The following is a 24,158-nucleotide window of genomic DNA, read 5'->3' on the forward strand; positions in this document are numbered from 1 at the left end:
GGTTTTTTAGGCCGAAGGAAACGCATAACTCTCCGTCATCGCCAACGGCGCATTGCCGACGATGAAGGAACAAGACATGACTTTCCAAGCAAATCCGCCACTCGTCCAGCAGGTCGTACTGCCGGCGGTGCGCGACCTCGGCGGCTTCGATGTACGCCGGGCGCTCCCTTCGATCCAACGCCGAATGATAGGACCGTTCGCCTTCTTCGACGCCTTTGGACCTGCGGTATTCCGGTCCGGTGAAGGCGTCGATACACGCCCTCATCCGCACATCGGGCTCGCCACTCTCACTTATCTGATTGAAGGCGAACTCGATCATCGGGACAGCGAAGACTACTTCCAGACCATCCGTCCCGGTGAGGTAAACCTGATGACCGCGGGGCGCGGGATCGTACACTCCGAGCGCAGTGGTCAGGCCTTCCGCGACCGCGAAGACCGCATGTTCGGCTTCCAGACCTGGCTGGCATTGCCGCTGGAGCTGGAAGAAGCAGATCCAGGTTTCAAGCATATCGAGGCGGCCCGCATCCCGCGCCTGACCGAGGACGGCGTGCGCGTGAACCTGCTTGCCGGCAGCCTGGGCGGCGAGAAGTCTCCGACACCGATCTTTTCCGAGACGCTCTATGCCGATCTGCAGCTGAATGCCGGAAAGCGCTTCAAGCTGACCTCCGATCATATCGAACGAGCGGCCTACGTCGTCGAAGGAGAGGTCGAGGTCACAGGGCAAGAAGGCCGCTTCGTCAAAGACCAGCTGATCGTCTTCAAACCCGGGTCGGAGATCATCCTGCGCGCTGTCTCGAATGCGCGATTGATGGTGCTGGGCGGCGAACCGCTCGAAGGCGAACGCCACATCTACTGGAACTTCGTCTCGAGCCGGCTCGATCGCATCGAGCAAGCCGCCGCGGACTGGCGGTCCGGGCGCTTCCCCACTGTTCCGGGCGATCCCGAGTTCATCCCTCTCCCCTCGACGTCGCCCCGCGCCGCCTGAGCTCCCCCAACCAATTCCATCAAAAGGATATTCATTATGACCTACGCAATCATCGGCTCCGGCGCGATCGGCACAGCCCTTGCCCGCCAATTCGCCCGCACCAACACGCCTGTCCTTATCGCCAATAGCCGAGGGCCCGCCTCGCTCGCCAGCCTGGCGCAGGCGTTGGGATCGGCTGTCCGCCCCGTCGCGCTTTGGGATGCGCTGCAGGCTGAAACCATCATTCTGGCGGTGCCGTTCTCAGCGGTCGAACAGGTGGCAGCCGAAACGGCCGACTGGAGCGGCCGGGTGGTTATCGATGCTACGAACGCGATCAACTTCACCGATTTCTCGCCTGCCGATCTCGGCGGTCGTCTGTCGAGCGACATCGTCGCGGCCGCGCTGCCCGGCGCTGCCATCGTGAAGGCCTTCAACACGCTTCCGGCAGCGATCCTCGCCGAGGAGCCGGGATCGGACGCGGGAAAGCGGACGATCTTCCACGCGAGCAATAACTCGCAAGCGTCGGCCGTAGCCGCCGCGCTGATCGCCACCCTTGGTTATGCCCCGATCAATCTCGGCCGCATCGATGAGGGCGGCCGTCTCCAGCAGTTCGGCGGAGCGCTGATGGTCCACAGCCTCATCAAACAGGCCTGATCACTTTCTTTGAAAGGCGCCCAAGCGCCCAGGAGAATGCACATGTCCAATATTCTTGAAGGCAAGACCGTCGTCGTCACCGGCGCAGCCAGCGGCATCGGCCGCGCCATCGCCATCTCGGCTGCAAAGCATGGCGCCAAGGCCGTCATCGTCTCCGATATCGTCGAAGCGCCGCGCGAAGGCGGCACCCTCACCACGCAGGAGATCGAAGCATTGGGTACGCCTTCGTTGTTCGTGCGGGCCGACGTGTCGAAGAAGGACGACAACGAGCAACTCGTTGCTGATGCCGAGCAATTCGGCGGCGTTGACGTCATGGTGCTCAATGCCGGCATTTCCCTTCGCTCCGATGGGGCAGAGGTCTCCGAGGAAGACTACCGACGTCTGATGTCGATCAACCTCGATGGGACGCTGTTCGGTGCCCAGGCGGCCGCCCGGCAGATGAAGGCTGCCGGAAAGGCCGGCAGCATCGTGCTGATGGCCAGCATGGGCGGCCTTGTGGGCGCGGGCATCACCGTCGCCTATTCGACCAGCAAGGGCGGCGTCGTCCTGATGGCAAAGGCGCTCGCCGACGCGCTTGGCCCCGACGGAATCCGCGTCAACGCCGTTGCTCCCGGAACGATCGACACGGAACTGCTGCGCAGCACGCCGGACATCGCGGCCGCGAGCGAAGGCTTCCGCCAGCGCACGCCTTTGCGCAGGCTCGGTCAGCCCTCGGAAATCGGCGATGCCGTCGCGTTCCTGGGATCTGACCTGTCCAGCTATGTTTCTGGCATCGCGCTTCAGGTTGACGGCGGCTTGCTCGCGGTCATCTGAAAACCGGCAAGCCCGATCGGGCCAGCACCACGCTTGTCGATTTTCTCGATGGTAGCCGTCGATCGTATTCGGATTTTCGAACCGAAAGATGGCTGGCAAAACGAATTCACACAGACGCTTTCGCTCCACCACCTCTCTCAAGGATCACTATAATGGTCAAGGTACTCGTTCTCTATTACTCCTCCTATGGGCACATCGAGACGATGGCGCATGCCATCGCCGAAGGGGCTCGTTCGGCCGGCGCGACCGTCGACGTCAAGCGGGTGCCCGAGACGGTACCCGAAGACATCGCCCGCGGCGCGCATTTCAAGCTCGAACAGGATGCGCCGGTTGCGACCGTCGCCGAGCTGGCCGACTATGACGCGATCATCGTGGGGACCGGCACGCGCTTCGGGCGCATGTCCAGCCAGCTTGCCGCTTTCCTCGACCAGGCTGGCGGGCTGTGGGCGCGGGGCGCGCTCAATGGCAAGGTAGGCGCAGCCTTCACGTCTTCGGCCACACAGCATGGTGGCAACGAAACGACACTGTTCTCGATCATCACCAACCTGCTGCACTTCGGCATGACCATCGTGGGGCTCCCGTACAGCCATGGTGGCCAGATGAGCATGGACGAGATCGTTGGGGGTGCGCCCTATGGCGCCACAACGATCGCGGGCGGCGACGGTTCGCGCCAGCCTTCGCAGATCGAACTCGATGGCGCGCGCCATCAGGGCGAGATCGTTGCGAAGACTGCCGCCAAGCTTTTCGGCTGACAATCGGCCCGGGCCGCAAGTCCCGGGCTCCCACCACCGACAGGAAATTACCTTGGAAGTCCTGCTCTTCCGCGCGATGACGCGCGCCTCGAGCAGCTTCCGCGATCAGGTTTCAGGAGACTGACCATGGCACAGGATAGCAGCGATCTTGCAAAGTCCGTCATCCGCCGCAACACCGACGAAGTGCAAGGCGGCGGTGACTGGGCGCTGTTCGAGGAACTTTTCTCGGACGATTTCTACGATCATACGCCGCAGCCCGGCGGCACCCGTGACAAGGCCGGCGTGCTGCTGCTCTACAAGCGCCTGCGCGACGCCTTTCCGGATTTTACGCCGGAGATCCACTGGCAGAGGGTCGACGGCGATGTCGTCACCACCTTCAAGACCTACCATGGCACGCATCTGGGGAACTTCCTTGGACAGGCGGGCACCGGAACGCGCGTCAGCTTCGAAACCGTGGACGCCATGAAGGTGGTCGATGGTAAGATCACCGAACACTGGGGCGTCGCCAACCTCTACTCGGTTCTGCAGCAGATCGGCGTAATTGCGCCGCTGCCCGCCGGAGAACCTAGCCATGTCTGACGTCATTCGCATGCATGCGGTCGGTGGACCGTCCGTACTAGTCGCCGAGCAGGAAACGGTTGGCGCTCCGGGACCGGGACAGGTGAAGATCCGGCACACCGCGATCGGCGTGAACTTCATCGATACGATGTTCCGCAGCGGGGCGTTCGGTGTCTCCCTCCCGTTCGTGAACGGTGTGGAGGGGGCGGGCGACGTCATCGAGGTGGGCGCTGGTGTCGAAAATCTGCAAGTCGGTGACAGGGTGGCCTATTTCTTCGCGCCCGGTGCCTATGCTCAGGAGCGGATCATCGACACCGCACCGCTGGTGAGATTGCCGCAGGATGTACCGACACAACTTGCAGCTGGGATGCTGACCAGGGGCGCGACCGCATGGCTCGCCGTCCGAATGCTGCATCAGGTCAGGCAAGGTGATGTGATCCTGGTGCAGGGTGCGACCGGAGGCGTCGGATCGCTGGTGGCACGCTGGGCCAGGAAGTTGGGCGCGACGGTCATCGCCGTGGGATCTTCGGCCAAGCTTGCACGCTTGCCGGCAGATATCGTTCATCGCCTCGCTTCCGAAAGCGCCGATCTGGGGACAGACATCCGGGCGATCGCACCGGACGGTGTCGACGTGGTCTATGATTTCGTGGGGCGAGCTACGGCCGATGCCTCTCTCGAGGCGGTAAGGGACGGCGGCGCAATCTTCACCATCGGCGCCGCGTCCGGAGCGGCGAACTTTGACGAGCAGCTGGTGGCCTCCCGTCGGATCACCGTCCGGCATGCCAGCGCGGCGTCAGCTGTGAAGGGCGCTGCGCTTGAGGCTGCCGCGCAGGAGGTCTTCGAGTGCTGGCGAGATGGCACGTTCGGGGAGATCGAACTGGATCGTTACGCTCTCAAGGATGCGGCCATTGCGCACCAGGCCATTGCTGATCGAACGATCGGATCTAACCCCGTGCTGCTCCCTTGACCAGACCATGCGGCAGCGGCGGCGCGTTGCAAAGTGTGGATTACGTCCGCTCGCCCGTATAAATACAACGTGCACGGCTTGGCCTGGTGGCCCGGGTTGCATAATGTCCGGGTTCATCACGAGTGAGGTACTCCATGACGCCGGCGGTTCAGGGCAGCGAGTTTGCGCAATTGCGCGCCTTTGTTTCCGTCGCCGAGCATGCCAGCTTCTCACGGGCGGCCGCGCAAATGGGCATTACCCCCTCGTCCCTCAGCCAGACCATCCGCAACCTCGAAGAGCGTTTGTCACTTCGTCTGTTCAATCGCACGACGCGCAGCGTAGCCCTGACCCCCGCGGGCGATGCGCTCCTGCAGCGGCTGCGTCCGGCCATGGATGAGATCGCGGCGGCGCTGGCGAATGCGTCGCACTTCCGCGACAGCGCTGCCGGGACGGTCCGCGTGCATGCGGCGCGGGTGGCTGCTGCGGCGCATATCGAGCCGATCCTGGGCGAGTTCTTCGAGAAATATCCGCAGATCCTTCTCGATGTGACGGTCGATGATGCCACCGTGGACATTGTCGCAGGCGGGTGGGACATCGCCCTGCGGCCCGGAGAAGTCGTGGAAAGGGACATGGTCGCCGTCCAGCTTGGTGGCGAACTGCGGCAGTATCCGGTCGCCACGCCGCAATATCTGGAACGCCATGCGGCGCCGCAAACGCCCGAGGATCTCCTCGATCACAACTGCATCCGGTGGCGGTGGGCAGGACGTCCACTCCCCTACAACTGGGAGTTCCAGCGCGACGGCGAGTGGTTCGAGCTGGCCGTCAGCGGATCACTAATCGCGACGGATCGTCCGATGATGATGCGCGCCTGCCTCGATCATGTCGGAATCGCCCTTGCGACAAACCGTGAGGCAGACGAACTTGTCGCCCGCGGCAAGCTTGTGCCGATGCTCGATCCCTACTGCGCTTACTACCCCGGCTATTTCCTCTGCTATCCCAAGCAGCGCCAGATGGCGCCAGCGCTGCGTGCGTTCATCGACTTCATACGAATGAAGGCGAAAGAGTAGCCCCCTTTCGCCTTAATCCAGCCTATTGGCGGTAAAGGACCATCCCGGCGTGATAGAGGACGTCGTTCCTGAAATCGCCATCAGCCGTAAACCCGGTGTCGTCCCAATATTCGATATGATCGCCAGTGACCTCATAGCGCCCCTGGTAGGCGCTATTCTTCTTTCCGCGGGCTTCGTCGTAGCGGCCGTTGGGCAGAAGCTCATGGCGAATATAATCATCCTTCGTGACCCACATTCCGACATAGTCGCGCTGCTGCGTCATCCTGCCTCGCATGTTGTTCAAAGTTGCGGCCTGGCGGACGGGGTTTAGCCGGTCCGCCCGTCCGATCAATCAAGCCGTGGGGCCGACGCGGATGAAGGGTTTGAGGTCAAGATCGCCTTCAACCAACTCCGGCACGCTGGCGACGAATGCCTGCATATGCGGAAGGCTGAAATGCTCGGTCAGGTCGTCGAAAGACCGCCAGACCTCGTAGACCATCCACAAATCCGGATCATGCGTGCCTTGGTGGATCTGGTAGATGATGCAGCCGGATTCCGCGCGGGAGGGGGCAACCAGGCGCTGCAGCGCAGCACCCAGTTCTTCGCTGCGCCCGGCCTTGGCCCTCATTTCGGCAAGGTTGGTGTGTTCTGCCATGATATTACTCCTTTCTGGCAAACATTTTCAGATCGCGAAATCGGTGCTGGTCGAAATGTCCTCCCATTGTCGCAGATCGTCCTCAAAGCGGTCGAGCCGAGCGCGCGTGCGCTGCAGGGCGTCGCTGCCAAGGACGAGGTCGAGCGGGGGTTCATCGGCGTCGACAGCGGCAAGAATTGCGGCAGCTGCCTTCTCAGGATCGCCGATCTGCTTGCCGTTCTTGTGGAGCAGGCCCGTGACGGCCCGCCCGCTGGTGGCGGCATAATCGTCGATGTTGCGCTGTGTGCGGCAAACCGACCTTTCCGAAAGGAACTCGGTTCGAAATGAACCCGGCGAGACGGTCGTGACCCAGACGCCCATCGGGGCGACTTCCTGTGCCAAACTCACCGACAAGGCAGAGATTGCCGCTTTCGTGGCAGAGTAGATCCCGGACCCGGGAGCGGGCGCGATGGCCGCCACGGAGGAGATGTTCATGATATGACCGCGCGTACGTCTTCGCAGGTGCGGGAGCGCGCCCCTGATCACGGCCAGCGGCGCGTAGACATTCACCATGAATATCTGCTCGATCTCCCGTTGAGACGCCGTCTCGATCGATCCCAGCAGGCCGAATCCCGCATTGTTGACAATCACGTCGAGGCGCCCAGCCACGCCCGCAGCCTTGGATACAGCCTGCTCGATCGCCGCCATGTCGCTCAGTTCGAGCGGAATGATGTGCAAGCGCTCTGATGAAATCGCTTCGGGCACGCGGCCGTCGCGGGTGGTTCCGACGACGACGTCGCCGCGTGCGATTGCAGCCGCAGCGATTTCCAGACCTAAACCACGAGAAACGCCTGTGATGAACCAGGTCTTGTGCGCCATTCCAACCTCCAAAAATGGCCGCGGCACCTGCCGCTCTGCTGCACAGGATTTAGGGCTTCACATGTCGGCGCATAATCACTCCCGTTCCGAACGCGCTTGTTAGCCGCACCACATAAATTGGCCACCTTGCTGCGATGCCCCTTGTTTATCCGCTGCCACCCCGCAAGACCCGCTGGCAATTCGGTATCCCGATGCAGGGGTCATCAAAGCCACTTGGAGATAGAAGCGAAGCCCTTGTAGGCATGCGGTCTAAAGCGGCCGTGGGCTCCGCAAACTGATCGATGGCGCGAGGATCGTTACGGAATGACAGAGCGGACGGCGGCAGAAACGCTGGACAAGCATATTCGGGGGCGGCTCGTTGCGGACGGCGGCGATCGTTCGATGAAATCGGTCATTGCCCAGATCTTCGTCCGAGAACGTGAACAGGACGGCTTCCTTGTCCCTGCCGTAGCTGAGCCCCTTATCGTATGGATCCTCAAGGGGACTGCCATCGTCGAAGAGCGTGAGCTTGGAGGCGAATGGACCGCTGCCCGCGTGGCGGCCGGTGATTTCTTCATCACGGATTCCGATGCGCCATATGAATTGCGCTGGAATTCACTCGATGACGGTCCATTCGAAGTGATGCACCTTCATTTCGGCTTGCCACTGATGGAACGGGCCGGTGCCGAAGTCCTGGGAAGCAAGCACCGCCCTCTGCTTTCAGAGGTATCCGGCGCGCGGGACGATCAGCTTGCGCCCTACATCGCCTTGATTGCAGAGGAGATCGCCGGGCAACCGAGACCAAGCCCGCTATATCTCGAAAGCCTCGCCCAGGCCCTCGCCATCCGTCTTGTTCAACACTACCGCGACGAGGCGCAGGATGGCAGCAGGCGACGTAACGCGCTTCCGGCTTACCGCCTTCGACGGGTCACCGAACTTATGGAGCAATCCATGGGCGAAGAGTTCGATCTCGCTCGCTATGCCGATGTTGCGAGCATGAGCATCGCCCACTTCAGCCGCCAGTTCAAACAAGCCACGGGCCTTGCTCCATCACAATATTTCATCCGCCTCCGCATCAGGCGTGCACGGCAGCTGCTCAGGGAAACCAACCAGCCGATCATCTCGGTTGGCATGGAAGTTGGTTATTCCAGTCCGAGCCACTTCGCGCAGGTCTTTCGCAAGGAAACGGGCGTTTCGCCCCGGTCGTACCGACGGGCATGACGACGGCACCAAAGAATAATCTATCGATCTGCACGCCCTGCCTTTGGCCGTAACTTCCACATGCCCAGCGCACGGGAAAGCTCCCGATAGGCAAAATCAAGCAAAACTCCGACAGTTTTCGCATAGCCCCGAGAGAAGGTCGGCGGTGGAAATGACATATCCGGTTCACGTCATCCGACGGAGCCGGATTGACCCAGGGATCACCAAGGCCGGCACAAATCGAGCGATCCTAGATGGAGAGAGATCATGACCAGCATCGTGAACACTGTGAATGAAGTTAAGGGTAAGGTTGCCATCGTGACGGGGGCAGCCAGCGGCATCGGACGAGCGATCGCAGAACTGCTGCATTCGCGTGGCGCCAAGGTCGTTGCGGAAGACGTCGATCCGGCGGTGAAGGATCTCGAGCGCGACGGCATTGTCGCCCTGGTCGCGGACATCACGGTGGACGGCATCGCAGAACAGGCCGTATCGCTTGCAGTCGATACGTTCGGCAAGCTCGACATCCTCGTCAACAATGCCGGCCGCATCCTCTACAAGAACATGATCGACCTCTCCCGCGAGGAGTGGGAGTGGCAGATGCAGACGAATGTCACTGGCGCCTTCCTCCACTCGCGTGAAGCCCAGAAGGCGATGATGAAGAATGGTTCGGGCGCGATCGTGAACATCGCTTCCTATGCGTCCTACTTCGCCTTCCCAGGTATCGCGGCCTACACCGCTTCCAAGGGCGCGATTGCCCAGATGACCCGCACGCAAGCCCTCGAGGCAATCGGGCACAACATCCGCGTCAATGCCATCGGCGTCGGCGACGTGGTCACCAACCTGCTCAACCACTTCCGCGATGACGGCCGCGAATTCCTCACCGACCATGGGCAGAATGCGCCCATCGGACGCGCAGCAGATCCGAAGGAAATCGCGGAAATCGTGGCATTCCTCGCATCCGATCGCGCGAGCTTCATCGTCGGCTCGGTTGTCATGGCTGATGGCGGCATGAGCGTTGCGATCGGCTGATCGATAGAGCGCGGGTGGCTCCGGGTCGGCGCCACCCGCGCATAGTCTCACTCCAATATGGGGTCCTGCACGGACCGCCCACGTGACTGGAATTTGTGCCGAGGCCGCAAAACGGGTTGGCGGTTGGCGAACGGCGGGTTTCGGCACAAGCAGTCATTCCCAGACGGGCTCCTGAGAGGCGAATATTGGTCGTCTCCTTCCTGAGATGTCGAATGCCGGTAAGCCGCGATTTGACCGCCAGTTCTGTTCAGGCCGTAGAACGACCTGGCGGCTTTATCGCGGAAAGCGTCAAGGTTTCTCTCTGCGGCATGGCAACCAGTCAGTGCGTTGGACAAAACGCCGCTGATCCCCATCTCTGAATGGCCAAGTCACGCCGCCGCCATCTTCTCAAGCTTTGCGACGAAGAAGCGGTCGCTCCATAATTCCAGCGACTTTGCCTCCGCCGGGCGCAAAAAGCGTCTGACATCGTCGGCGGCGGCCTTCCAGTCGATAGTGGCTATGGTGTTCCGCAACGTACCCTCCAACCATAGCATGTCGATCTTGAGGTCTGCCTGCCCCGTCCATGGGCCTGCCTGTATGAGGGCCGCCTGGAGATGTGTCAGATTGGGCAACACCCCGTTCGAGACGTACCAGGAAAAGTCATACCAATCCCTGCCCTTCAAATAGCCCCGACAAAGCAAGGCATGGATTTTCAGCGCGAAGTTGGAAGACATATCCTGATGCCGCACCTCGTAGTCGGCGGGAAAATCGAGAAAGGTGCTGGCTTCGCCGGATCCGGGCGGCGGATTGGTGTCGATCTCGAGCTTGATCTTGATCGTCCGGCGACGTCCGGTGCCTGCGAAGGTCAGATCGAGCTGGCTCGCGATGGATTCATCCTTGAGCACTGCCTCCCGAATCGCCTTGTCCATCCTTTCCTTGGGCTGGGCATCGAGCTTCAATCCAAACTGCGCAAAAACCTCGACCAGAATTTTGAGATAGGATGTCCAGTCAAACTCGGGGTTCGGTGACCGGAGCATAAAATCGAGAACTTCGGAAAATCTTGGAAGGCGATGCAGAATGCGTAGGCTGGTGCCACCTTGGAAAAGAGCGATATCAAAAAAATCGGCACGCCAGAGCGCGTAGAGGGCGATCTCCTGCACGATCTCCTTGGTCGCATTCTCTTCCTCGATCGCGTTGGTCGCTCCATATTGGCGGAGCTTTTCTTGAATAATCTCAATCATCCGAGGGGCGTCCTTTAGCCGCACCTTTGATCGTCAGAATGGCGTCTTCGAGTGAATGGAGGAACTCGTTGGCGGCCTTGTGCCTGTAAACGGGGCGGAGTGCGGAAAAATCCTTGCACCTGAGCGATCGCAGCCGGTCCTCGTCGATCCGCATGCCCTGGGTGAGCCAGTCCAGGCCGGACCATTGCTCCTTGCGCAGAGCGACAAGATCGATCAGCGCCCGTAAGGGCTGCGCGACAAATGCTGTGAGTTTCCCGAATTTTTCGCGATCTACGCCCGTGAGGAATTGGTATTCCCGGAGCGCGAGCGGATGAAAGCTGAATTGCCCGAGGGATGGTGTATCATAGGTAATCGTCTTGCGGCCTGGTGAAACACTTGCCGTGGTGAAAACGCTTTCGGGAATCCAGCCATGATAGGCCAGGGCAGTTTCAAACGAGATGTAGCTGCCCGGCAGGAGCGCCTGTGCCACGATAAAGGGATGGACGGCATCGTTGTTGATGCGCCGACCGAGCATATAGGTCGCCCGTTTGAGACGGATCAACGAACCGTCCTTCAGCGCCCTATGAACCAGAGCATAGCGACGAGCATCGCTGCCGCCTAGAAGCTCACGAAGCTGACCTTCGCTGAAAATCCGATCAACAAGGCTTGATTGTGTAATCTGATCAGCAAGCGCGCTCATAAAATTCCAGATACTTTCAAAGAGTGAAAGTTTCAAGAATTTCCTGAAACGGCGTGCACTATTTGTTCCTCTTCTGGCACCAATACTCAATATAAGTATATCAGATACTTAGATTTTATGGCGAGATAGAAAGCGCCAGTGACCCTTTTGGCGCCCCTTTTCTCGCATAATTGATTTTACGGTCGAATGCCGCCGAAACTCAGCCAATCCCGCCACACGACCCACCACCTCACCTTGCCAAGTTCTATGAGGCACTCGAACGTGCCTCTTATGGCCGATGGTGCATCGTCCGTGCAGCAATGGAAGGATGCGCTGTAGGACAGGTTCTTCAAGAAAGCGCCTGGACTACAGCGGCAATCCGTCGAGCAATATAAGGTCGTCAGGAATTTGCCTGATGCATGGCCACCACGGCTACAGCATCAGGTCGACAGGTGCGCCGCCCATCAGTAGATCGCCGAACGTGCGTGCGTACATGCGGAATTGTGCAGCAGCGTGTTGACGACCGCAGCGCATGTTGCGGTAGATGCGCGGGATACTGGTCTTTTCATAGACGCCGCCGCCGCCGGCAATCGTCATCATGTCCTCGGCAAGCCGGACGCAACGGTCAGCCACCGCAGCGCTTTGCAAGCGGAATAAGTGGCGCATTTCCATCGGCAAGGGTTCGTTGCGCTCTGCATACTCGGCCATGGTCTGGAGATTGGCGAAAAGCGTATTCTTCATTTCCGCAATGCCAGCCGTGGCCATGGCGACCGCATAATGCGCGTCCGGGTCACGCCCGGTCCGAGTGCCGACAAAGACCTTCTCCCGCGCATATTCCTTAAACAGATCAACCATCGCCTGGAGCGCGCCAATCTGCGAATTGGTAATACCGCGCATGAACACCAGCATGAACGGTGAGCGATAGATCGCGCCCGGATTCACGAAGCGGCCCGGATTCTGGCAATTATAGCCGTCGATGAACTTGTGTGTGCGGTGTTCCGGCACGAACGCCTTCTCGACCACGATGTCCTGGCTGCCCGTCGCCTGCAGCCCGGGGACATCCCATCCGCCGACGATCTTGGCGTCCGCGCGCGGCAGCAGGAACGACCGGAGATCCTGCCCGTCGGTGCCATCGACGATGCCGCCAAGGAAGGTCCATTCGCAATGGTCGCAGCCGCTGGAATAGGCCCAGCGGCCGCTGATCTCGTAGCCGCCGGGCACAGGTTTGGCGATGCCCCCGGGCATATAGGGGGACGCGATCAGCACCGAACTGTCCTCGCCCCACACGTCCTGTGCCGCCTGGTCTTCCATCAGGCAGATGTGCAGTGAGTGCAGGCTGATTACGCCGAAAATCCAGGCGACCGACATGTCGCCCTCGGCGAGCGTCATCTGCACTTCGGCAAAGGCGCGCTGCCCGAGCTCGTAGCCGTCCCAGCGCCGCGCCTGGAAGACGCGGAACAGGCCCGCCTCCTTCATGCGCCTTACTGTATCCGGGTTGACCAGGCCATTTTTCTCGTCTTCGGCGGCGCGCTCCTTGAGCAACGGGACCAGTGCTCGCGCCCGTGCGACAAGATCCTCGACGGTCGGCGCGGCTAATTCGTCGGCAATAGCCAAGGGCGATATCGATTCCACAATAATTACTCCACAGCCATTGAAAGTACAATTTCCGTTTTGCGAAAATTCATCAATCTCACGCAAGTTATATTGCAGGAAATTATATATTTGACACAATACTACCCTCAGTATCTCCTGTCATAGTCTGAATAGACTAAACATTTTATTACATATTTTGATCTACATCAAATACCGCATGCCTATGTTTAACTTATACTTGAAAAAGAATGTATCGTTCTGACTTGAGGAGAGTGGATCGTGAGGGGTAATGCGCTGATCAAGGGTGGTCGTGTGATTGACGGGACGGGCGCGCCGGCATTTACAGCTGATCTGCGGATCAAGACCGGAAGGATCGTCGAGATCGGCCCGGATCTGGCCCCAGGCGAGGAAGAGGTGTTCAACGCGGACGGCTGCTATGTCTCGCCCGGATTCATCGACACGCACGCTCATTATGATGGTTCACTATATTGGGATCCCAGGTTCGACCCCATTGCCCAGCATGGCGTCACCACGCTGCTGATCGGCAATTGCGGTCTTGGCATCGCACCGATTCACAAGCACCAAATTCCGGGCATCTCTGCCCTGTTCAGCTATATCGAGGACCTGCCGCGCGGCGTATTCGACACGGAAGTCCCGTGGACCTGGGGCGACTTCGATGCCTATGTCAGCGACCTGCGCTCGCGCGAATATGCCGTCAATGTGGCGACGCTGGTGAGCCATTCCCTGCTGCGCATGTTCGAGGTCGGGGACGAATCCTGGAACCGCCCCTCCACGGCGGAAGAGCGCAAGCGTCTGGCCGGGTGCCTGGATCGGGCAATGAAGGCAGGCGCGCTCGGCTTCTCGACTTCGAGATTTGACGTCAATCCGGATGGAAACAAGGTTCCCAGCTATTTTGCCGATGCGCAGGAATGGGACGACCTCTTCGCGGTCACCGCCGAGAACAAGGGTGTCGTTCAGATCATCCCGGACCTCAGTTCGCTCGACAACCAGGAAAAGGACCTGCGCGAGATGTGCGAGCTGTCGATCCGGCATGGCGGCGTGCCGGTCATGTCGAACGGCATCTATGAACGCCCCGAGGACGCTACATATGCAACGCGCCTTCTCAAACTCGGCCGCGAGATGCGGGCGAAGAGTGCCACCTTCTATTATTTCGCATCGCCGCGTTCGATCGAACTCGTCGTGAACTTCCATCAATGCATGGTGATGATGTACATGCCGGCGTGGGCCGATCTTGTGCAGTCGGTCGTCCCCGACGACGAAAAGAAACGTCGCCTTGCCGACCCGGCATGGCGCGCGACGGCGCGGGAGCAGTGGGATGCCGTCCAGGAGGGTTTCCCCAGCCGCGGGGGGCTTGCAAGATGCCGGATCATCACGGTCGACCGGCCGGAATATGAACACTATCTCGGCAAGACTTTCGACGTGATCCTCGGCGAGCGCGGGGGGCACCCGTCGGACGTACTGGCCGACTGGGCGCTCGAAAACAATCTCAAGGCCGAATTGGTTTGCCCCTTTACCAATCTCGATCTGGATGTGGTCGGGCAGTTGCTCGCGGCTGACGAGTCGCTGATCAGCGGCAGCGATGCGGGCGCGCATATCGGTATGTTCGACGGCGCGGGAGACACCACTCTCGTCCTGACCCGCCATGTGCGTGATCGCCACGACATGCCGATCGAGGTCGCCGTCAAGCGCATGTCGAGCGATCAGGCAAAGGTATTGGGACTGGTCGACCGCGGGACGCTCGAGGTCGGCAAGATCGCCGACGTCGCGGTCTTCAACCTCGACGATCTCAACTGGGCGCCGGAAAAGAAGGTGTTCGACGTTCCCGGGGGCGGATCGCGCCTGCGGCGGCCCGCTGGCGGCTTTCGCTACACGTTCGTCAGCGGCGTCCTGGTTCAGCAGGACGGCGAGTATACCGGCGTGATGCCGGCCCGCTTTCTCGGGCAGGAAGCCCGTGTCGCCAGCCCTTCGCCTGTCGCTGCCTGACCGCGACGGAGACGCAATTCTTTTTCGAGGGATTCAGCAATGTTCAGCCCGACCAACGATCTTACCGAAGCCCAGCTCGACAAGCTTGCGGCCAATTTCGATCATCATAGCCCGGAATATCGCAGTCATTCGATCGACATTCTCGGACATATGCAAAAGAAATGTCCGTTCACGCATAGCGAAAATTATGGCGGCTTCTGGATATCGACCAAGGCGTCGGATTGCCTCGAAATCGCCAAGAATGTCGACGTCTTTTCGAACTATCCCACAGATGTCATTCCCGACCTCGAACCGACTCTGATGATCCCCATCAATGTCGATCCGCCGGAGTTATACGACTATCGCGCCATTCTGGGCCCGGCCTTCGGCCCCGCCAAGGCCAAGGCGCTGACGAGCTTCGTACGGGAAACCGCCGAAGCCTTGATGTCCAGGATCGTCGAAAAGGGTGAAGGCGATCTCAAGTGGGACTATGCGCTGCCGCTTACTGGCAAGGTGACCTGCCTTGTCGCCGGCCTGCCGGCCGAGGATTGGGAATATTACGCGCCGCCGCTCCATGAACTGATCTACAGCGGCAAACCCATGGAAGAGCGCCTTGAGGGCATGGCCAAGATGATCGACTATATGCGATCGGAAATCGCCCGCCTCAAGGACGCGCCGGCACCAGGCAGCCTGATCGAGTATCTGTACAATGTCGAGATGGCCGGGCGGAAATTACGCGTCGACGAGATCGAGGGCATCGTCCTGATCCTGCTGGGCGGCGGACTGGACACGACCCAGGCGCTGTTCGGGATGAGTGCCGTGTGGCTGGCGCGCAACCCGGACCGCCGGAACGAACTGATCCACAATCCCCATTTGATGGACAATGCCATCGAGGAATTCCTGCGCGTGTTCCCGCCGACGCAAGGCAATGTGCGTCGGGCAACCGCGGATGTCGTCGTGGCAGGCCAACAGGTCAGGGCCGGTGAACAGGTTTTCATGTCCTATGCGGCCGCGAACCGCGACGCCGAAGAATATGAAAATCCGCACGAGATCGATTTCCACCGCGACAACATCCGTCACCTTTCTTTCGGGCTTGGTCCCCATCGCTGCCTGGGATCGCATGTAGCCCGGCTCCAGGCAAAAACCATGCTGCAAATATTGCTGGACATGGCGCCGGAGTATCGGCTGGTCGAAGACGAAGTCCAGCTCGCAACGGACATTGGAAACATCGCAGGATTTGCCAAAATCCAGATCAGAATATGACCTGAAAAATATTTCAGTGATGTATTTTTGGGAGAACAAAGAGATGGCAACCGCAAAAGATTATGGACTTGGCCCGTTCATCTTCCCTAGAGGCTGGTTCATGGTGGCGACCTCTGCCCAGATAGGGCAGAAGCCCTATTGTGTCCGCTTCTTTGGGCGCGATATGGTGATTTACCGCGGTGAAAGCGGCAAAGCCTATATGGTTGGTGCCTACTGCCCGCACATGCGCACGCATATCGGCAAGAGCACGACGTCATTCATGACGCAGCGGGGCGAGCAGATCGAGGGAGAATCCATCCATTGTCCCTATCATGCCTGGCGCTTCGGTCCCGATGGCAAGTGTAACAAGATACCCTATTCCGAGACGATTCCGCCCGCCGCCGAGCTGGGGGCCTACCCGGTCGTCGAGAAATACGGGGCGCTCTTCTATTGGCATGATCCCGAAGGCGGGGCACCTGACTATGATCTGCCTGAAATTCCCGAGTGGGATGATCAGCATTATGTGCAATGGGAAATCGACGAACTCGGAGCAATGAACCTGCATCAGATCGAGGTGATCGACAATATCTGCGACACGCAGCACCTTGGGCCAATCCACGCCACGACCAAGCAGTTCTATTTCGAGAACATCATCTGCGGCCATCGCGTGACACAGTTGCTGGGCGGCAAGCACGAGATCCTGGGTCACGATGTACCAATCTCTGAGTTCATCACCTATTACACCGGTCCCGGCATCCTTCTCTCGCGCTTTATCGGCGACAACTCCAACGATTCGATCATGTTCATCGCCCATACCCCCGTCGATGACGGTTCGGTGCGCGTCTGGCATGCCGTGCTCTGCAAGATCGCCGAGCGCAAGCCGACCCCCCAGGACATTGTGCAGGCGCGCGCGCTCCAGAAGCTCAGCCTCGATGCCTTTGCGCAGGATTTCGAGATCTGGTCCAACAAGGAACCCTGCCTGAAGGTGATGCAGATGCCTGCCGACGGCAACTTCCTGAAGGTCCGCACCTGGTACAAGCAGTTCTACGTGCCCCGCGCCGACGTCGCGGGGGTGCTCGCCCGCTGTGAGGGCCGGTACACCATACCGGGAATGGCCGGTGCGGAGGAGGGCCATGCCCGCCAGCGCGCGCTCGAGGCGATCGAGGCCTAGCAAAGGGCCTAGAGTGCTGATCGACAAATTGTTGCAGATGCGTCCCATCCAAACTGGGGAGGCGGGAATGGAAATCAGAGAACTGGCCTATCTTCTTGTCGGCGCGGCCGAAACGGCGGCGTGGCGGCAATTCGGCCAGGACGTGGTCGGCGCGATGGCGCACGATGGCCCGGATGGTTCGCTCTATCTGAAAATTGATGAGCGCGACTTCCGGCTGGCGGTCTTGCCCGGACATGATGATGGCTTGCTTGCCTGCGGCTGGCTGGTCGGGTGCGAGGCGCATTTCGCGACCGCGCGCGCCCGTTTTGCAGAAGATGGGGTCACCATCAACGATGGTACGCCCCAGGGTTCGCACCTTCGGCGCGTGCAGAACTATTTCTCCTTCGCCGATCCGGCGGGCATAACACATGAAATCGCGTGGGGCGCGATATCCGAGTTCGCTCCATTTACCTCGCCCGCCGGAGTGAGCGGGTTCGTGACAGGCAGGCAGGGCTTGGGCCATGTCGCGCTGGCGGTGGGTGACGAATATGATGCGGAACTCGCCTTCTGGGACCGCCCGGGGCGGTTTGCGGTATCCGATATCCTGCGTGTCCCCGGCCCTGCCGGGATGGCGCGGGTAAGCTTCCTGCATTGCGCCAATCCGCGCCAGCACAGCATGGCGTTGGGGGAACTGGCTATTCCCGGCCACTGCATCCACATCATGTTCCAGGCGAACAGCATCGACGACGTCGGGCGCTGCCTTGATCGGGCCAAGCGGATCGGCGTCAGCCTCACGGCGACCCTCGGCCGGCATATCAACGACGAGATGCTCTCCTTCTACATGCGCACGCCAGCAGGCTTCTCGCTCGAATTCGGCACCGGTGGCCGGGAGATCAACGACTGGAGCGAGAACGTCTTCTTCGAAACGACACGCGGCAGCGACTGGGGCCACGCGTTCACGCCTGCCTGACATTCCCTCAGACACGTTGACGGGCTTCACTGCGTCAGGGCCGTGCAAATAGAGATCAGAGGAACGGAATATGGTCGAGAAAAGTTCTGGAAATGGCGTCGATACCGCCGCGCTGTTCCGCAAGTATGAAGAAGAAAAGGCCAAGCGGGTCCGCGCGGAGGGCATGGGGCAATATGCCCGGATGGAAGGCAAGCTGGCCCACTTTCAGGCCGATCCGAATGCCGCGCCGCTGACGCGCGATCCCGTTTCAAAAGATGTCGAGGTGGCGATCCTCGGTAGTGGCTGGGGTGGAATACATGCGGGTGTATACCTGCGCCAGGCCGGTATCGATGATGTCTGCATCATCGACAAGGCCGCCGATTTTGGCGGGGTGTGGTATTGGAACCGGTATCCCGGCGTTGCCTGCGACACCGAATCCTACGTCTATATGCCGCTGCTTGAGGAAATGGGCGTCATGCCCAAGGCGAATTACGCCAGCGGCCCCGAAATCATGGCGCATGCCCAAGCCATCGCCCGCAAGTTCGGCCTTTACGACAACGCCCTCCTTCAGACCTCGGTAAAGGAAGCGCGTTGGGACGAACCGGCCGCCAGGTGGATCATCACGACCGACCATGGCGATACGGTTCGCGCAAAATATTTCGTGATGACCTCGGGGTCGCTGCAATTGCCCAAGCTTCCCGGCATTCCCGGGATCGAGGAATTCAAGGGGCACAGCTTCCATACCAGCCGATGGGATTTTGCCTATACCGGCGGTGACGCCCATGGCGGCCTGACCAAGCTGAAAGACAAGCGCGTGGCCATCATCGGCACGGGCGCGACGGCCATCCAGTGCATCCCGCACCTTGCGCAATGGTCCAAGCATCTCACGGTCGTGCAGCGCACGCCCTCCGCAATCGACGTGCGCAACGAGCATCCGACCGATGAAGCCTGGTACAAGTCCCAGCCCTCCGGCTGGCAGATGAAACGCATCGAAAACTTCACCGACGTCGTTTCGATGCACCCGGTCAAGGAAGACCTGGTCAATGACGGCTGGACGCGGCGCACATTTGCCGCCATGCAGCAGATCACGCCGGACATGTCGGAAGCCGACATCGGCGAACTGCTCCAGCTGACCGACTACCGGACGGGCGAGGAAGTTCGTGCGCGTGTCGATGCGGTCGTCAAGGACAAGGCGACCGCCGAATCCCTGAAGGCGTGGTACACCGCCTGTGCAAGCGCCCCTGTTTCCACGATGGCTATCTCGACGTCTACAATCGCGAGAACGTCAGGCTCATCGACACTCAGGGCAAAGGGGTCGAGCGGATTACGGCGACCGGTCTCGTCGCTGACGGCAAAGAGGTCGATGTTGATTGCATCGTGTATTCCACGGGCTTCGAGCTCGGGCCCTACACCGATGCCCCGGTAATCCCGGTGATTGGTCGCGGCGGCGTGACGCTGACGGACAAGTGGGCCAGTGGTGCAACAACACTCCACGGCTTTCACGTCCACGGTTTCCCAAATTTCCTGATGGTCAGCATCACGCAGAGCGCCTGGGGCGCCAACTTCATGCATATGCTGCTCGAACAGGGGCGCCATGTGGCCTATGTCATCAAGGCGCTTCGTGACCGCGCAGTCCGGGTGGCCGAAGTGTCAGAAAAGGCCGAGCAGGCCTGGGTCGACCACCATGTTTCGCTGGCGCCCCTGATGTCGCGGCTGTGGGAGAACTGCACGCCGGGTTTCTTCAACAATGAAGGGAAGCTGGATGACCGGACAGCGCGGAGCGGACCCTATGGCGCCGGCGTAAGAGCCTTCGTCGAAAAGTTGGAACAATGGCGCCAGTCCGGGGATCTGGAGGGGCTCGCGCTGAACCAGCTGGATCGGGAATCCCGGCAGTCGACATCTTCGGCCCATCCGGGACGCAGGGCGGAAACCGCTCTGACCAAAGGAAGCCTACATGGCGCCATCCAGTAAAATGCAATTACTTGACACTATTATGGAGCGTGCATGCGATATTCTTGGAGATGTTACTCCACATGTATTTAATCTATATTACGTCACCTTCCCGGAAGCGCGCGCACATTTTGTCAAACATGCCAGATCGAAATGCGGGCAATTGGAAGGGCAAATGGTCGAGCAGATTCTCTATTGCCTGATGGAATGGCCGGAATCCCCGGAACAAGTCAAAATCATATTACTGGACTGTGGACCACATCATGTCGAAACTCTGGATATACCTCCCGGACTGTTTTATGGACTAATCGATGCCGTCTGCAATGTCATAGACAAGACAATCCCACAACAAGAAGAAGATGAGAAAGCCTTGTGGAAGAGCATTCATAACGACGTGCAGGCGGTCTGCCTCGATCAGTTAGAGACCGTTGGGAAAGGGTCATTCCGCAGGGATGGAAGCCGCCCGAGGATGACGATGGAGTTGAAGGAAGTAGGTCTCGATGTTGGCGAACGCCGGGTCGGATGACTGATGACCCGAAGGGCGGCGAAGCCAACATCAACGGGATCAAGCCAGTTCGCACGCGCAGGCACAAGGTTATAACTGACAGCCATCATCGTCTCGGTGTCGCGGCAAACTGGCTGGATGGTGATTTCGCCGCCGATGCCCCTGATCGTAAGTGGGCGGGCGACATCACCTATGTCTGGACTGCAGAAGGTTGGCTCTATCTCGCCGTCATCTTCGATCTGCATAGCCGCCGCGTCGTGGGCTGGGCTGTCAGCGACAGGATGAAGAAGGACTGGCGATCAGGGCACTGGATATGGCGGTGCGCCTGCGTCAGCCACCAGAGGGCTGCCTTTTCCATTCCGATCGCGGCAGCCAATATTGCTCCTATGACTATCAGAAGAAATTGCAGGCCTACGGCCTGCATCCGTCGATGAGCCGCAAGGGTAATTGCTACGACAACGCCTCTGTCGAAACGTTCTTCAAATATCTGAAGGCCGAACTCATCTGGCGGCAGCGATGGCCAACGCGGCGGCAAGCGGAAGCTGCCATCTTTCAGTATATCAACGGCTTCTACAACACCCGCCGCCGCCATTCATACCTTGGCGGCATCAGCCCGCTCGCGTTCAAGGTCATGTTCGGCCGAGTCACTCTGATTGACGTCCGCAGCAATCCAGATTTTTATTGAGGGCAATCCCATGTGGTATTTTTCCTGGGTTCTCGGCCTTGGCCTCGCCGTCGCCTTCGCGATAATCAATGGACTGTGGCACGAGATACATTCGGTGCCGGACGAGGAGTAGCTGCTCGGTCAGTGCCGGGCCAATGCTCCCTGAACCCAGCGCACCATGGCATTTTGATCCAACACGCCCGACTGCCGCGCGATTTCGCACCCTCGCTCGAAGAGCGCCAGCGTTGGGATCGACTGGATCCGGTATCGCGCGGCGAGCTCCTGCTCCGCCTCTATATCGATCTTGACGAGCCGGATACGCGGTTCGAGCCTGGCCGCAGCCGCTTCGAATTGGGGCGCCATCAAGCGGCAGGGACCGCACCAGCCAGCCCAGAAATCGACGAGCACGGGCAAGGTACCGATCCTGATCAGGCGGTCAAAGCCCGCAGCATCAAGCACGACCGGTTTGCCGATAAACAGCGGCCGCCCGCATTTGCCGCACTTCGGCTGCTCGGCAAGCCGAGCCTCCGGAACGCGATTGGCCGTCGCACAGGCCGGGCACAGGATGATTCGGTCAGTGGTCATGGGTGTACCCCGAGCGCCATTGCGCTCTTCCACATCATATAGGCGGCGATAGCGAGGATCAGAAGGGCAAAGACGCGGCTCAGCGCCTCTTTGGCGGCGAGCCTTCGCGCTGCGAACGTTCCGATGAAGCCACCCGCCATGCCGCCGGCAATGAACAATGCTGCAAGCACCGCGCCGGAGCGCGTGGTGGTTCCTGGGCGGTGCCCTGCGCGAGGACGGCCGCATCGCAATTGAGGCAGCGTCTGCATAGTTGTGCATCTATGAAAGATGACATACTTGCCTCGATCGACCAGGCATCGGAGTTCCTGAAAGCGCTCTCCGGACGCAGCCGGTTGCGGATCCTGTGCCATATCTGTCCCAGCGACCCAGAGAGCTGAAATCGTACTATGAGCCGAATAGCGTATACTCCGGGGCCGTGATGTCACTCCAATGCGCTGAAGGATGCCGACGGCAACTGGCGAGATGTTGCGAAGAAGCCCCTTTCCTGCGGAGGGCTCCAAGTTCGAGAGTCGTGATCGCGGGTGCGTCAAGCCTTTTGGGACTCGAACCAGTCCGATAAAAAGTCCCAGGGTATCGGTGAGGGCATCACCTCATGGAGCCTCTCAAGAAATGGCTGTTTTCTGCACCTGAACGGGTCGTTTTCGAGTCGTTTTCTAGAATGCCTTGGCAGGATCGCCGCGCATGCTCGAGGCTTCAACAGCTAAATGAGCAGGATCGCCCTTACGCAGCAAGAATGCCCGCGCTTTGAGGAAGTTTGCCGCGTAGACGGAAAATCTAACAAGCCAAGCATACCGCTGAAAGCGGAAACATGGTGCGAGGAGAGAGAGGATGAACCTTGCCACAGCGGCTGGCGCGCAGCAGATGCGTATAGATGCCCAAGGACAGAGCGTCGGGCGGTCAATCGGCGCGCAGCGCTTGGGCGCCGTACATCCCGGTTATCTCAATAACACAAGCCGTTCGCTGTTCGATCCAACGTTGGAGGCGATGGCGCCCGTCGATCGGAGGGCCCTGCAGCGCGCAGCCTTCACTATAGAGTGGGAGCGTGCCTGGACGTTGCCCTTCTACCGTGAGCGATACTTGCAGGCGGGATTGAAGCCAGGAACGATTCCGGATCTTAGCGACATCCCGATGGTCCGTAAAAGTGACCTGCGCGCTAACGAGGCTGCGCTACCGCCGTTCGGCAGCCACCGAGCAGTGAACCTGGCCGACGCAGTACGAATTGCGCGGTCATCGGGTACCACGGGTCGCCCGTGGTATACCTTCTATACAATAGACGACATAGATCGCATGCGGGAAATCGATCGCACCATCTATTGGCGCGCCGGTTACCGACCAGGCATGCATTACTCACTCAGTTTTCCGCAGAACCTATATCCGACCAACGTCAATGGTGGGCGCAGCATGCGTGACGCGGGCATGCTCGAAATTCCAGTTGGCGTTCCTTTCTCGGTTGAAGACGCTGTCGGCCATATCAGAGTTTGGCAGGAAATCGGTGTCGACATCCTGATGCTCTCCTTGCCGCAACTTAACCTGTATGATGAAGCGGCAAGGTCAATTGGGTTAGACTTGGCCGAATTGCTGTCCGGCAACATCGTCTCAATCATCGAGGCGAGCATGCAATGGGAGACCCCCCGGAAGCGGTTGGAAGCGGCATACAACATCCGTGTCCGCAATACCTACGGTGTTTCAGACTGTATCGGCTTCTCCGTATTAGACGGTGAGACGCACTCCGGTATGGCACAGCCAGTCAATTATTATATCACGCAAATTTGTGATCCGGACACCGGGCGCGAGGTGGAGCCCGGCACGCCGGGTCATCTCGTGGTCACCATGTTCGGGATGGACCAGTTCATGCTGCGTTTCGACTCCGAAGACGTTGTGGTCGAGCGGACGGACCCGTGCCCAACTGGATCAACGCTGATGCGTTGGAACTATCTCGGGCGCACGGCGGACATGGCAGTGATTGGCGATGTGCGTCTGCTTCCCGTGCAGGTCCAACTGGAACTGGAGGCTTATGGCGCGCCGGAGTTTGGCATAGCGCCAGGCGCGGCCGACGTACTCCGATTGAAAGTCGAGCATCCAGACGCTGATTCCATTGCGCGCCATCTTTCCGAGAGGCTCGGCGTGCCAGCAACCGTGATTTCGGCGCCGCAGGGATCGATGCCGCGCTCCACTTACAAACCTCGCAGACTGGCGTTTGATTGA

The 24,158-nt window shown here is 59.8% G+C and carries 25 protein-coding genes and 1 pseudogene; 18 read left to right on the forward strand and 8 right to left on the reverse strand.

Annotation, left to right across the window (positions count from 1 at the left end; all coding sequences use genetic code 11):
* Positions 1 to 76 precede the first annotated feature (76 nt).
* The 7 genes from MRBLMA1_RS15140 to MRBLMA1_RS15170 all read left to right on the forward strand — a co-directional run bounded on the left by MRBLMA1_RS15140 (position 77) and on the right by MRBLMA1_RS15170 (position 5,754).
* A complete protein-coding gene (locus tag MRBLMA1_RS15140) occupies positions 77 to 985 on the forward strand; it encodes a pirin family protein (RefSeq protein ID WP_363737747.1) in 909 nt (302 codons plus the stop codon).
* Between the two features lie 36 nt (positions 986 to 1,021).
* Positions 1,022 to 1,618: an NADPH-dependent F420 reductase gene (locus MRBLMA1_RS15145; protein ID WP_363737749.1), complete on the forward strand. Its 597-nt coding sequence runs from the start codon at positions 1,022 to 1,024 to the stop codon at positions 1,616 to 1,618.
* Positions 1,619 to 1,660: 42 nt separating this feature from the next.
* Positions 1,661 to 2,431, forward strand: coding sequence for an SDR family NAD(P)-dependent oxidoreductase (locus MRBLMA1_RS15150; RefSeq protein ID WP_363737750.1), 771 nt, complete (start codon positions 1,661 to 1,663; stop codon positions 2,429 to 2,431).
* Positions 2,432 to 2,583: 152 nt separating this feature from the next.
* Complete coding sequence (gene wrbA, locus MRBLMA1_RS15155; protein WP_363737752.1) at positions 2,584 to 3,183, forward strand: NAD(P)H:quinone oxidoreductase; 600 nt, start codon at positions 2,584 to 2,586, stop codon at positions 3,181 to 3,183.
* Between the two features lie 126 nt (positions 3,184 to 3,309).
* Entirely contained in the window at positions 3,310 to 3,762 is a 453-nt protein-coding gene (locus MRBLMA1_RS15160) for an ester cyclase (protein ID WP_363737754.1), read from the forward strand.
* A complete protein-coding gene (locus MRBLMA1_RS15165) occupies positions 3,755 to 4,708 on the forward strand; it encodes a zinc-binding dehydrogenase (RefSeq protein ID WP_363737756.1) in 954 nt (317 codons plus the stop codon). Before MRBLMA1_RS15160 ends, MRBLMA1_RS15165 begins: the two co-directional genes overlap by 8 nt.
* Before the next feature lie 134 nt (positions 4,709 to 4,842).
* On the forward strand, positions 4,843 to 5,754 hold the full coding sequence (locus MRBLMA1_RS15170; protein ID WP_363737758.1) for a LysR family transcriptional regulator: 912 nt from the start codon (positions 4,843 to 4,845) through the stop codon (positions 5,752 to 5,754).
* A 22-nt stretch (positions 5,755 to 5,776) separates the two neighbouring features.
* Here MRBLMA1_RS15170 and MRBLMA1_RS15175 read toward each other — a convergent pair whose 3' ends face one another.
* The 3 genes from MRBLMA1_RS15175 to MRBLMA1_RS15185 all read right to left on the reverse strand — a co-directional run bounded on the left by MRBLMA1_RS15175 (position 5,777) and on the right by MRBLMA1_RS15185 (position 7,246).
* Positions 5,777 to 6,016 carry an Atu4866 domain-containing protein gene (locus MRBLMA1_RS15175; RefSeq protein ID WP_363737760.1) on the reverse strand — a complete coding sequence of 80 codons (240 nt, stop codon included), beginning with the start codon at positions 6,014 to 6,016 and terminating at the stop codon, positions 5,777 to 5,779.
* 69 nt (positions 6,017 to 6,085) lie between these two features.
* The gene (locus MRBLMA1_RS15180) at positions 6,086 to 6,388 is read right to left on the reverse strand and encodes a putative quinol monooxygenase (RefSeq protein ID WP_363737762.1); all 303 of its coding nucleotides are present in this window, start codon (positions 6,386 to 6,388) and stop codon (positions 6,086 to 6,088) included.
* Between the two features lie 27 nt (positions 6,389 to 6,415).
* The gene (locus MRBLMA1_RS15185) at positions 6,416 to 7,246 is read right to left on the reverse strand and encodes an SDR family NAD(P)-dependent oxidoreductase (protein ID WP_363737764.1); all 831 of its coding nucleotides are present in this window, start codon (positions 7,244 to 7,246) and stop codon (positions 6,416 to 6,418) included.
* Between the two features lie 303 nt (positions 7,247 to 7,549).
* Here MRBLMA1_RS15185 and MRBLMA1_RS15190 point away from each other — a divergent pair, with 303 nt between their 5' ends.
* Together MRBLMA1_RS15190 and MRBLMA1_RS15195 are read left to right on the forward strand one after the other, a co-directional pair.
* Complete coding sequence (locus MRBLMA1_RS15190) at positions 7,550 to 8,446, forward strand: helix-turn-helix domain-containing protein (RefSeq protein ID WP_363737766.1); 897 nt, start codon at positions 7,550 to 7,552, stop codon at positions 8,444 to 8,446.
* Positions 8,447 to 8,692: 246 nt separating this feature from the next.
* Positions 8,693 to 9,454, forward strand: coding sequence for an SDR family NAD(P)-dependent oxidoreductase (locus MRBLMA1_RS15195; protein WP_363737768.1), 762 nt, complete (start codon positions 8,693 to 8,695; stop codon positions 9,452 to 9,454).
* 368 nt (positions 9,455 to 9,822) lie between these two features.
* On the opposite strand, the gene MRBLMA1_RS15200 is transcribed toward MRBLMA1_RS15195, so the two are convergent.
* From MRBLMA1_RS15200 to MRBLMA1_RS15210, 3 genes are all read right to left on the reverse strand, one after another.
* Positions 9,823 to 10,674, reverse strand: coding sequence for a nucleotidyl transferase AbiEii/AbiGii toxin family protein (locus tag MRBLMA1_RS15200; RefSeq protein WP_363737770.1), 852 nt, complete (start codon positions 10,672 to 10,674; stop codon positions 9,823 to 9,825).
* Positions 10,667 to 11,353, reverse strand: coding sequence for a type IV toxin-antitoxin system AbiEi family antitoxin domain-containing protein (locus MRBLMA1_RS15205; RefSeq protein ID WP_363738219.1), 687 nt, complete (start codon positions 11,351 to 11,353; stop codon positions 10,667 to 10,669). Before MRBLMA1_RS15205 ends, MRBLMA1_RS15200 begins: the two co-directional genes overlap by 8 nt.
* Before the next feature lie 411 nt (positions 11,354 to 11,764).
* A complete protein-coding gene (locus MRBLMA1_RS15210; protein ID WP_363737772.1) occupies positions 11,765 to 12,946 on the reverse strand; it encodes an acyl-CoA dehydrogenase family protein in 1,182 nt (393 codons plus the stop codon).
* Positions 12,947 to 13,204: 258 nt separating this feature from the next.
* Between MRBLMA1_RS15210 and MRBLMA1_RS15215 the strand changes: the two genes are divergently transcribed.
* From MRBLMA1_RS15215 to cydX, 8 genes and pseudogenes are all read left to right on the forward strand, one after another.
* The gene (locus MRBLMA1_RS15215; RefSeq protein ID WP_363737774.1) at positions 13,205 to 14,929 is read left to right on the forward strand and encodes an N-acyl-D-amino-acid deacylase family protein; all 1,725 of its coding nucleotides are present in this window, start codon (positions 13,205 to 13,207) and stop codon (positions 14,927 to 14,929) included.
* 39 nt (positions 14,930 to 14,968) lie between these two features.
* Positions 14,969 to 16,171 carry a cytochrome P450 gene (locus MRBLMA1_RS15220; RefSeq protein ID WP_363737776.1) on the forward strand — a complete coding sequence of 401 codons (1,203 nt, stop codon included), beginning with the start codon at positions 14,969 to 14,971 and terminating at the stop codon, positions 16,169 to 16,171.
* Positions 16,128 to 17,321 carry a Rieske 2Fe-2S domain-containing protein gene (locus MRBLMA1_RS15225; protein ID WP_363737778.1) on the forward strand — a complete coding sequence of 398 codons (1,194 nt, stop codon included), beginning with the start codon at positions 16,128 to 16,130 and terminating at the stop codon, positions 17,319 to 17,321. The genes MRBLMA1_RS15220 and MRBLMA1_RS15225 overlap by 44 nt, the downstream gene beginning before the upstream one ends.
* On the forward strand, positions 17,284 to 18,270 hold the full coding sequence (locus MRBLMA1_RS15230) for a VOC family protein (RefSeq protein WP_363737780.1): 987 nt from the start codon (positions 17,284 to 17,286) through the stop codon (positions 18,268 to 18,270). The genes MRBLMA1_RS15225 and MRBLMA1_RS15230 overlap by 38 nt, the downstream gene beginning before the upstream one ends.
* A gap of 70 nt (positions 18,271 to 18,340) precedes the next feature.
* Positions 18,341 to 19,675 (forward strand): flavin-containing monooxygenase, encoded by a 1,335-nt coding sequence (locus MRBLMA1_RS15235; RefSeq protein WP_363737781.1) that lies wholly within the window; start codon positions 18,341 to 18,343, stop codon positions 19,673 to 19,675.
* On the forward strand, positions 19,627 to 20,220 hold the full coding sequence (locus MRBLMA1_RS15240; protein WP_363737783.1) for a hypothetical protein: 594 nt from the start codon (positions 19,627 to 19,629) through the stop codon (positions 20,218 to 20,220). Before MRBLMA1_RS15235 ends, MRBLMA1_RS15240 begins: the two co-directional genes overlap by 49 nt.
* Before the next feature lie 439 nt (positions 20,221 to 20,659).
* Positions 20,660 to 21,389: pseudogene (locus MRBLMA1_RS15245) on the forward strand (IS3 family transposase); the annotation flags it as partial.
* Positions 21,390 to 21,399: 10 nt separating this feature from the next.
* Complete coding sequence (cydX, locus tag MRBLMA1_RS15250) at positions 21,400 to 21,501, forward strand: cytochrome bd-I oxidase subunit CydX (RefSeq protein WP_363737785.1); 102 nt, start codon at positions 21,400 to 21,402, stop codon at positions 21,499 to 21,501.
* Between the two features lie 8 nt (positions 21,502 to 21,509).
* Here cydX and trxC read toward each other — a convergent pair whose 3' ends face one another.
* Together trxC and MRBLMA1_RS15260 are read right to left on the reverse strand one after the other, a co-directional pair.
* Positions 21,510 to 21,953 carry a thioredoxin TrxC gene (gene trxC, locus MRBLMA1_RS15255; protein WP_363737787.1) on the reverse strand — a complete coding sequence of 148 codons (444 nt, stop codon included), beginning with the start codon at positions 21,951 to 21,953 and terminating at the stop codon, positions 21,510 to 21,512.
* Complete coding sequence (locus MRBLMA1_RS15260; RefSeq protein ID WP_363737789.1) at positions 21,950 to 22,201, reverse strand: hypothetical protein; 252 nt, start codon at positions 22,199 to 22,201, stop codon at positions 21,950 to 21,952. The genes trxC and MRBLMA1_RS15260 overlap by 4 nt, the downstream gene beginning before the upstream one ends.
* 580 nt (positions 22,202 to 22,781) lie before the next feature.
* Between MRBLMA1_RS15260 and MRBLMA1_RS15265 the strand changes: the two genes are divergently transcribed.
* Entirely contained in the window at positions 22,782 to 24,158 is a 1,377-nt protein-coding gene (locus tag MRBLMA1_RS15265) for a phenylacetate--CoA ligase family protein (protein WP_363737791.1), read from the forward strand.

The organism is Sphingobium sp. LMA1-1-1.1 (genome assembly GCF_040676365.1).
In the GTDB taxonomy this organism is placed as follows: Bacteria; Pseudomonadota; Alphaproteobacteria; order Sphingomonadales; family Sphingomonadaceae; genus Sphingobium.

What these genes read in the sequence shown, in the direction of transcription:
- MRBLMA1_RS15140 (WP_363737747.1), top strand. Translation starts at nt 77, where the DNA reads ATGACTTTCCAAGCAAATCCGCCACTCGTCCAGCAGGTCGTACTGCCG.
- MRBLMA1_RS15145 (WP_363737749.1), top strand. Translation starts at nt 1,022, where the DNA reads ATGACCTACGCAATCATCGGCTCCGGCGCGATCGGCACAGCCCTTGCC.
- MRBLMA1_RS15150 (WP_363737750.1), top strand. Translation starts at nt 1,661, where the DNA reads ATGTCCAATATTCTTGAAGGCAAGACCGTCGTCGTCACCGGCGCAGCC.
- wrbA (WP_363737752.1), top strand. Translation starts at nt 2,584, where the DNA reads ATGGTCAAGGTACTCGTTCTCTATTACTCCTCCTATGGGCACATCGAG.
- MRBLMA1_RS15160 (WP_363737754.1), top strand. Translation starts at nt 3,310, where the DNA reads ATGGCACAGGATAGCAGCGATCTTGCAAAGTCCGTCATCCGCCGCAAC.
- MRBLMA1_RS15165 (WP_363737756.1), top strand. Translation starts at nt 3,755, where the DNA reads ATGTCTGACGTCATTCGCATGCATGCGGTCGGTGGACCGTCCGTACTA.
- MRBLMA1_RS15170 (WP_363737758.1), top strand. Translation starts at nt 4,843, where the DNA reads ATGACGCCGGCGGTTCAGGGCAGCGAGTTTGCGCAATTGCGCGCCTTT.
- MRBLMA1_RS15175 (WP_363737760.1), bottom strand. Translation starts at nt 6,016, where the DNA reads ATGACGCAGCAGCGCGACTATGTCGGAATGTGGGTCACGAAGGATGAT.
- MRBLMA1_RS15180 (WP_363737762.1), bottom strand. Translation starts at nt 6,388, where the DNA reads ATGGCAGAACACACCAACCTTGCCGAAATGAGGGCCAAGGCCGGGCGC.
- MRBLMA1_RS15185 (WP_363737764.1), bottom strand. Translation starts at nt 7,246, where the DNA reads ATGGCGCACAAGACCTGGTTCATCACAGGCGTTTCTCGTGGTTTAGGT.
- MRBLMA1_RS15190 (WP_363737766.1), top strand. Translation starts at nt 7,550, where the DNA reads ATGACAGAGCGGACGGCGGCAGAAACGCTGGACAAGCATATTCGGGGG.
- MRBLMA1_RS15195 (WP_363737768.1), top strand. Translation starts at nt 8,693, where the DNA reads ATGACCAGCATCGTGAACACTGTGAATGAAGTTAAGGGTAAGGTTGCC.
- MRBLMA1_RS15200 (WP_363737770.1), bottom strand. Translation starts at nt 10,674, where the DNA reads ATGATTGAGATTATTCAAGAAAAGCTCCGCCAATATGGAGCGACCAAC.
- MRBLMA1_RS15205 (WP_363738219.1), bottom strand. Translation starts at nt 11,353, where the DNA reads ATGAGCGCGCTTGCTGATCAGATTACACAATCAAGCCTTGTTGATCGG.
- MRBLMA1_RS15220 (WP_363737776.1), top strand. Translation starts at nt 14,969, where the DNA reads ATGTTCAGCCCGACCAACGATCTTACCGAAGCCCAGCTCGACAAGCTT.
- MRBLMA1_RS15230 (WP_363737780.1), top strand. Translation starts at nt 17,284, where the DNA reads ATGCCCGCCAGCGCGCGCTCGAGGCGATCGAGGCCTAGCAAAGGGCCT.
- MRBLMA1_RS15235 (WP_363737781.1), top strand. Translation starts at nt 18,341, where the DNA reads ATGGTCGAGAAAAGTTCTGGAAATGGCGTCGATACCGCCGCGCTGTTC.
- cydX (WP_363737785.1), top strand. Translation starts at nt 21,400, where the DNA reads ATGTGGTATTTTTCCTGGGTTCTCGGCCTTGGCCTCGCCGTCGCCTTC.
- trxC (WP_363737787.1), bottom strand. Translation starts at nt 21,953, where the DNA reads ATGACCACTGACCGAATCATCCTGTGCCCGGCCTGTGCGACGGCCAAT.
- MRBLMA1_RS15260 (WP_363737789.1), bottom strand. Translation starts at nt 22,201, where the DNA reads ATGCAGACGCTGCCTCAATTGCGATGCGGCCGTCCTCGCGCAGGGCAC.
- MRBLMA1_RS15265 (WP_363737791.1), top strand. Translation starts at nt 22,782, where the DNA reads ATGAACCTTGCCACAGCGGCTGGCGCGCAGCAGATGCGTATAGATGCC.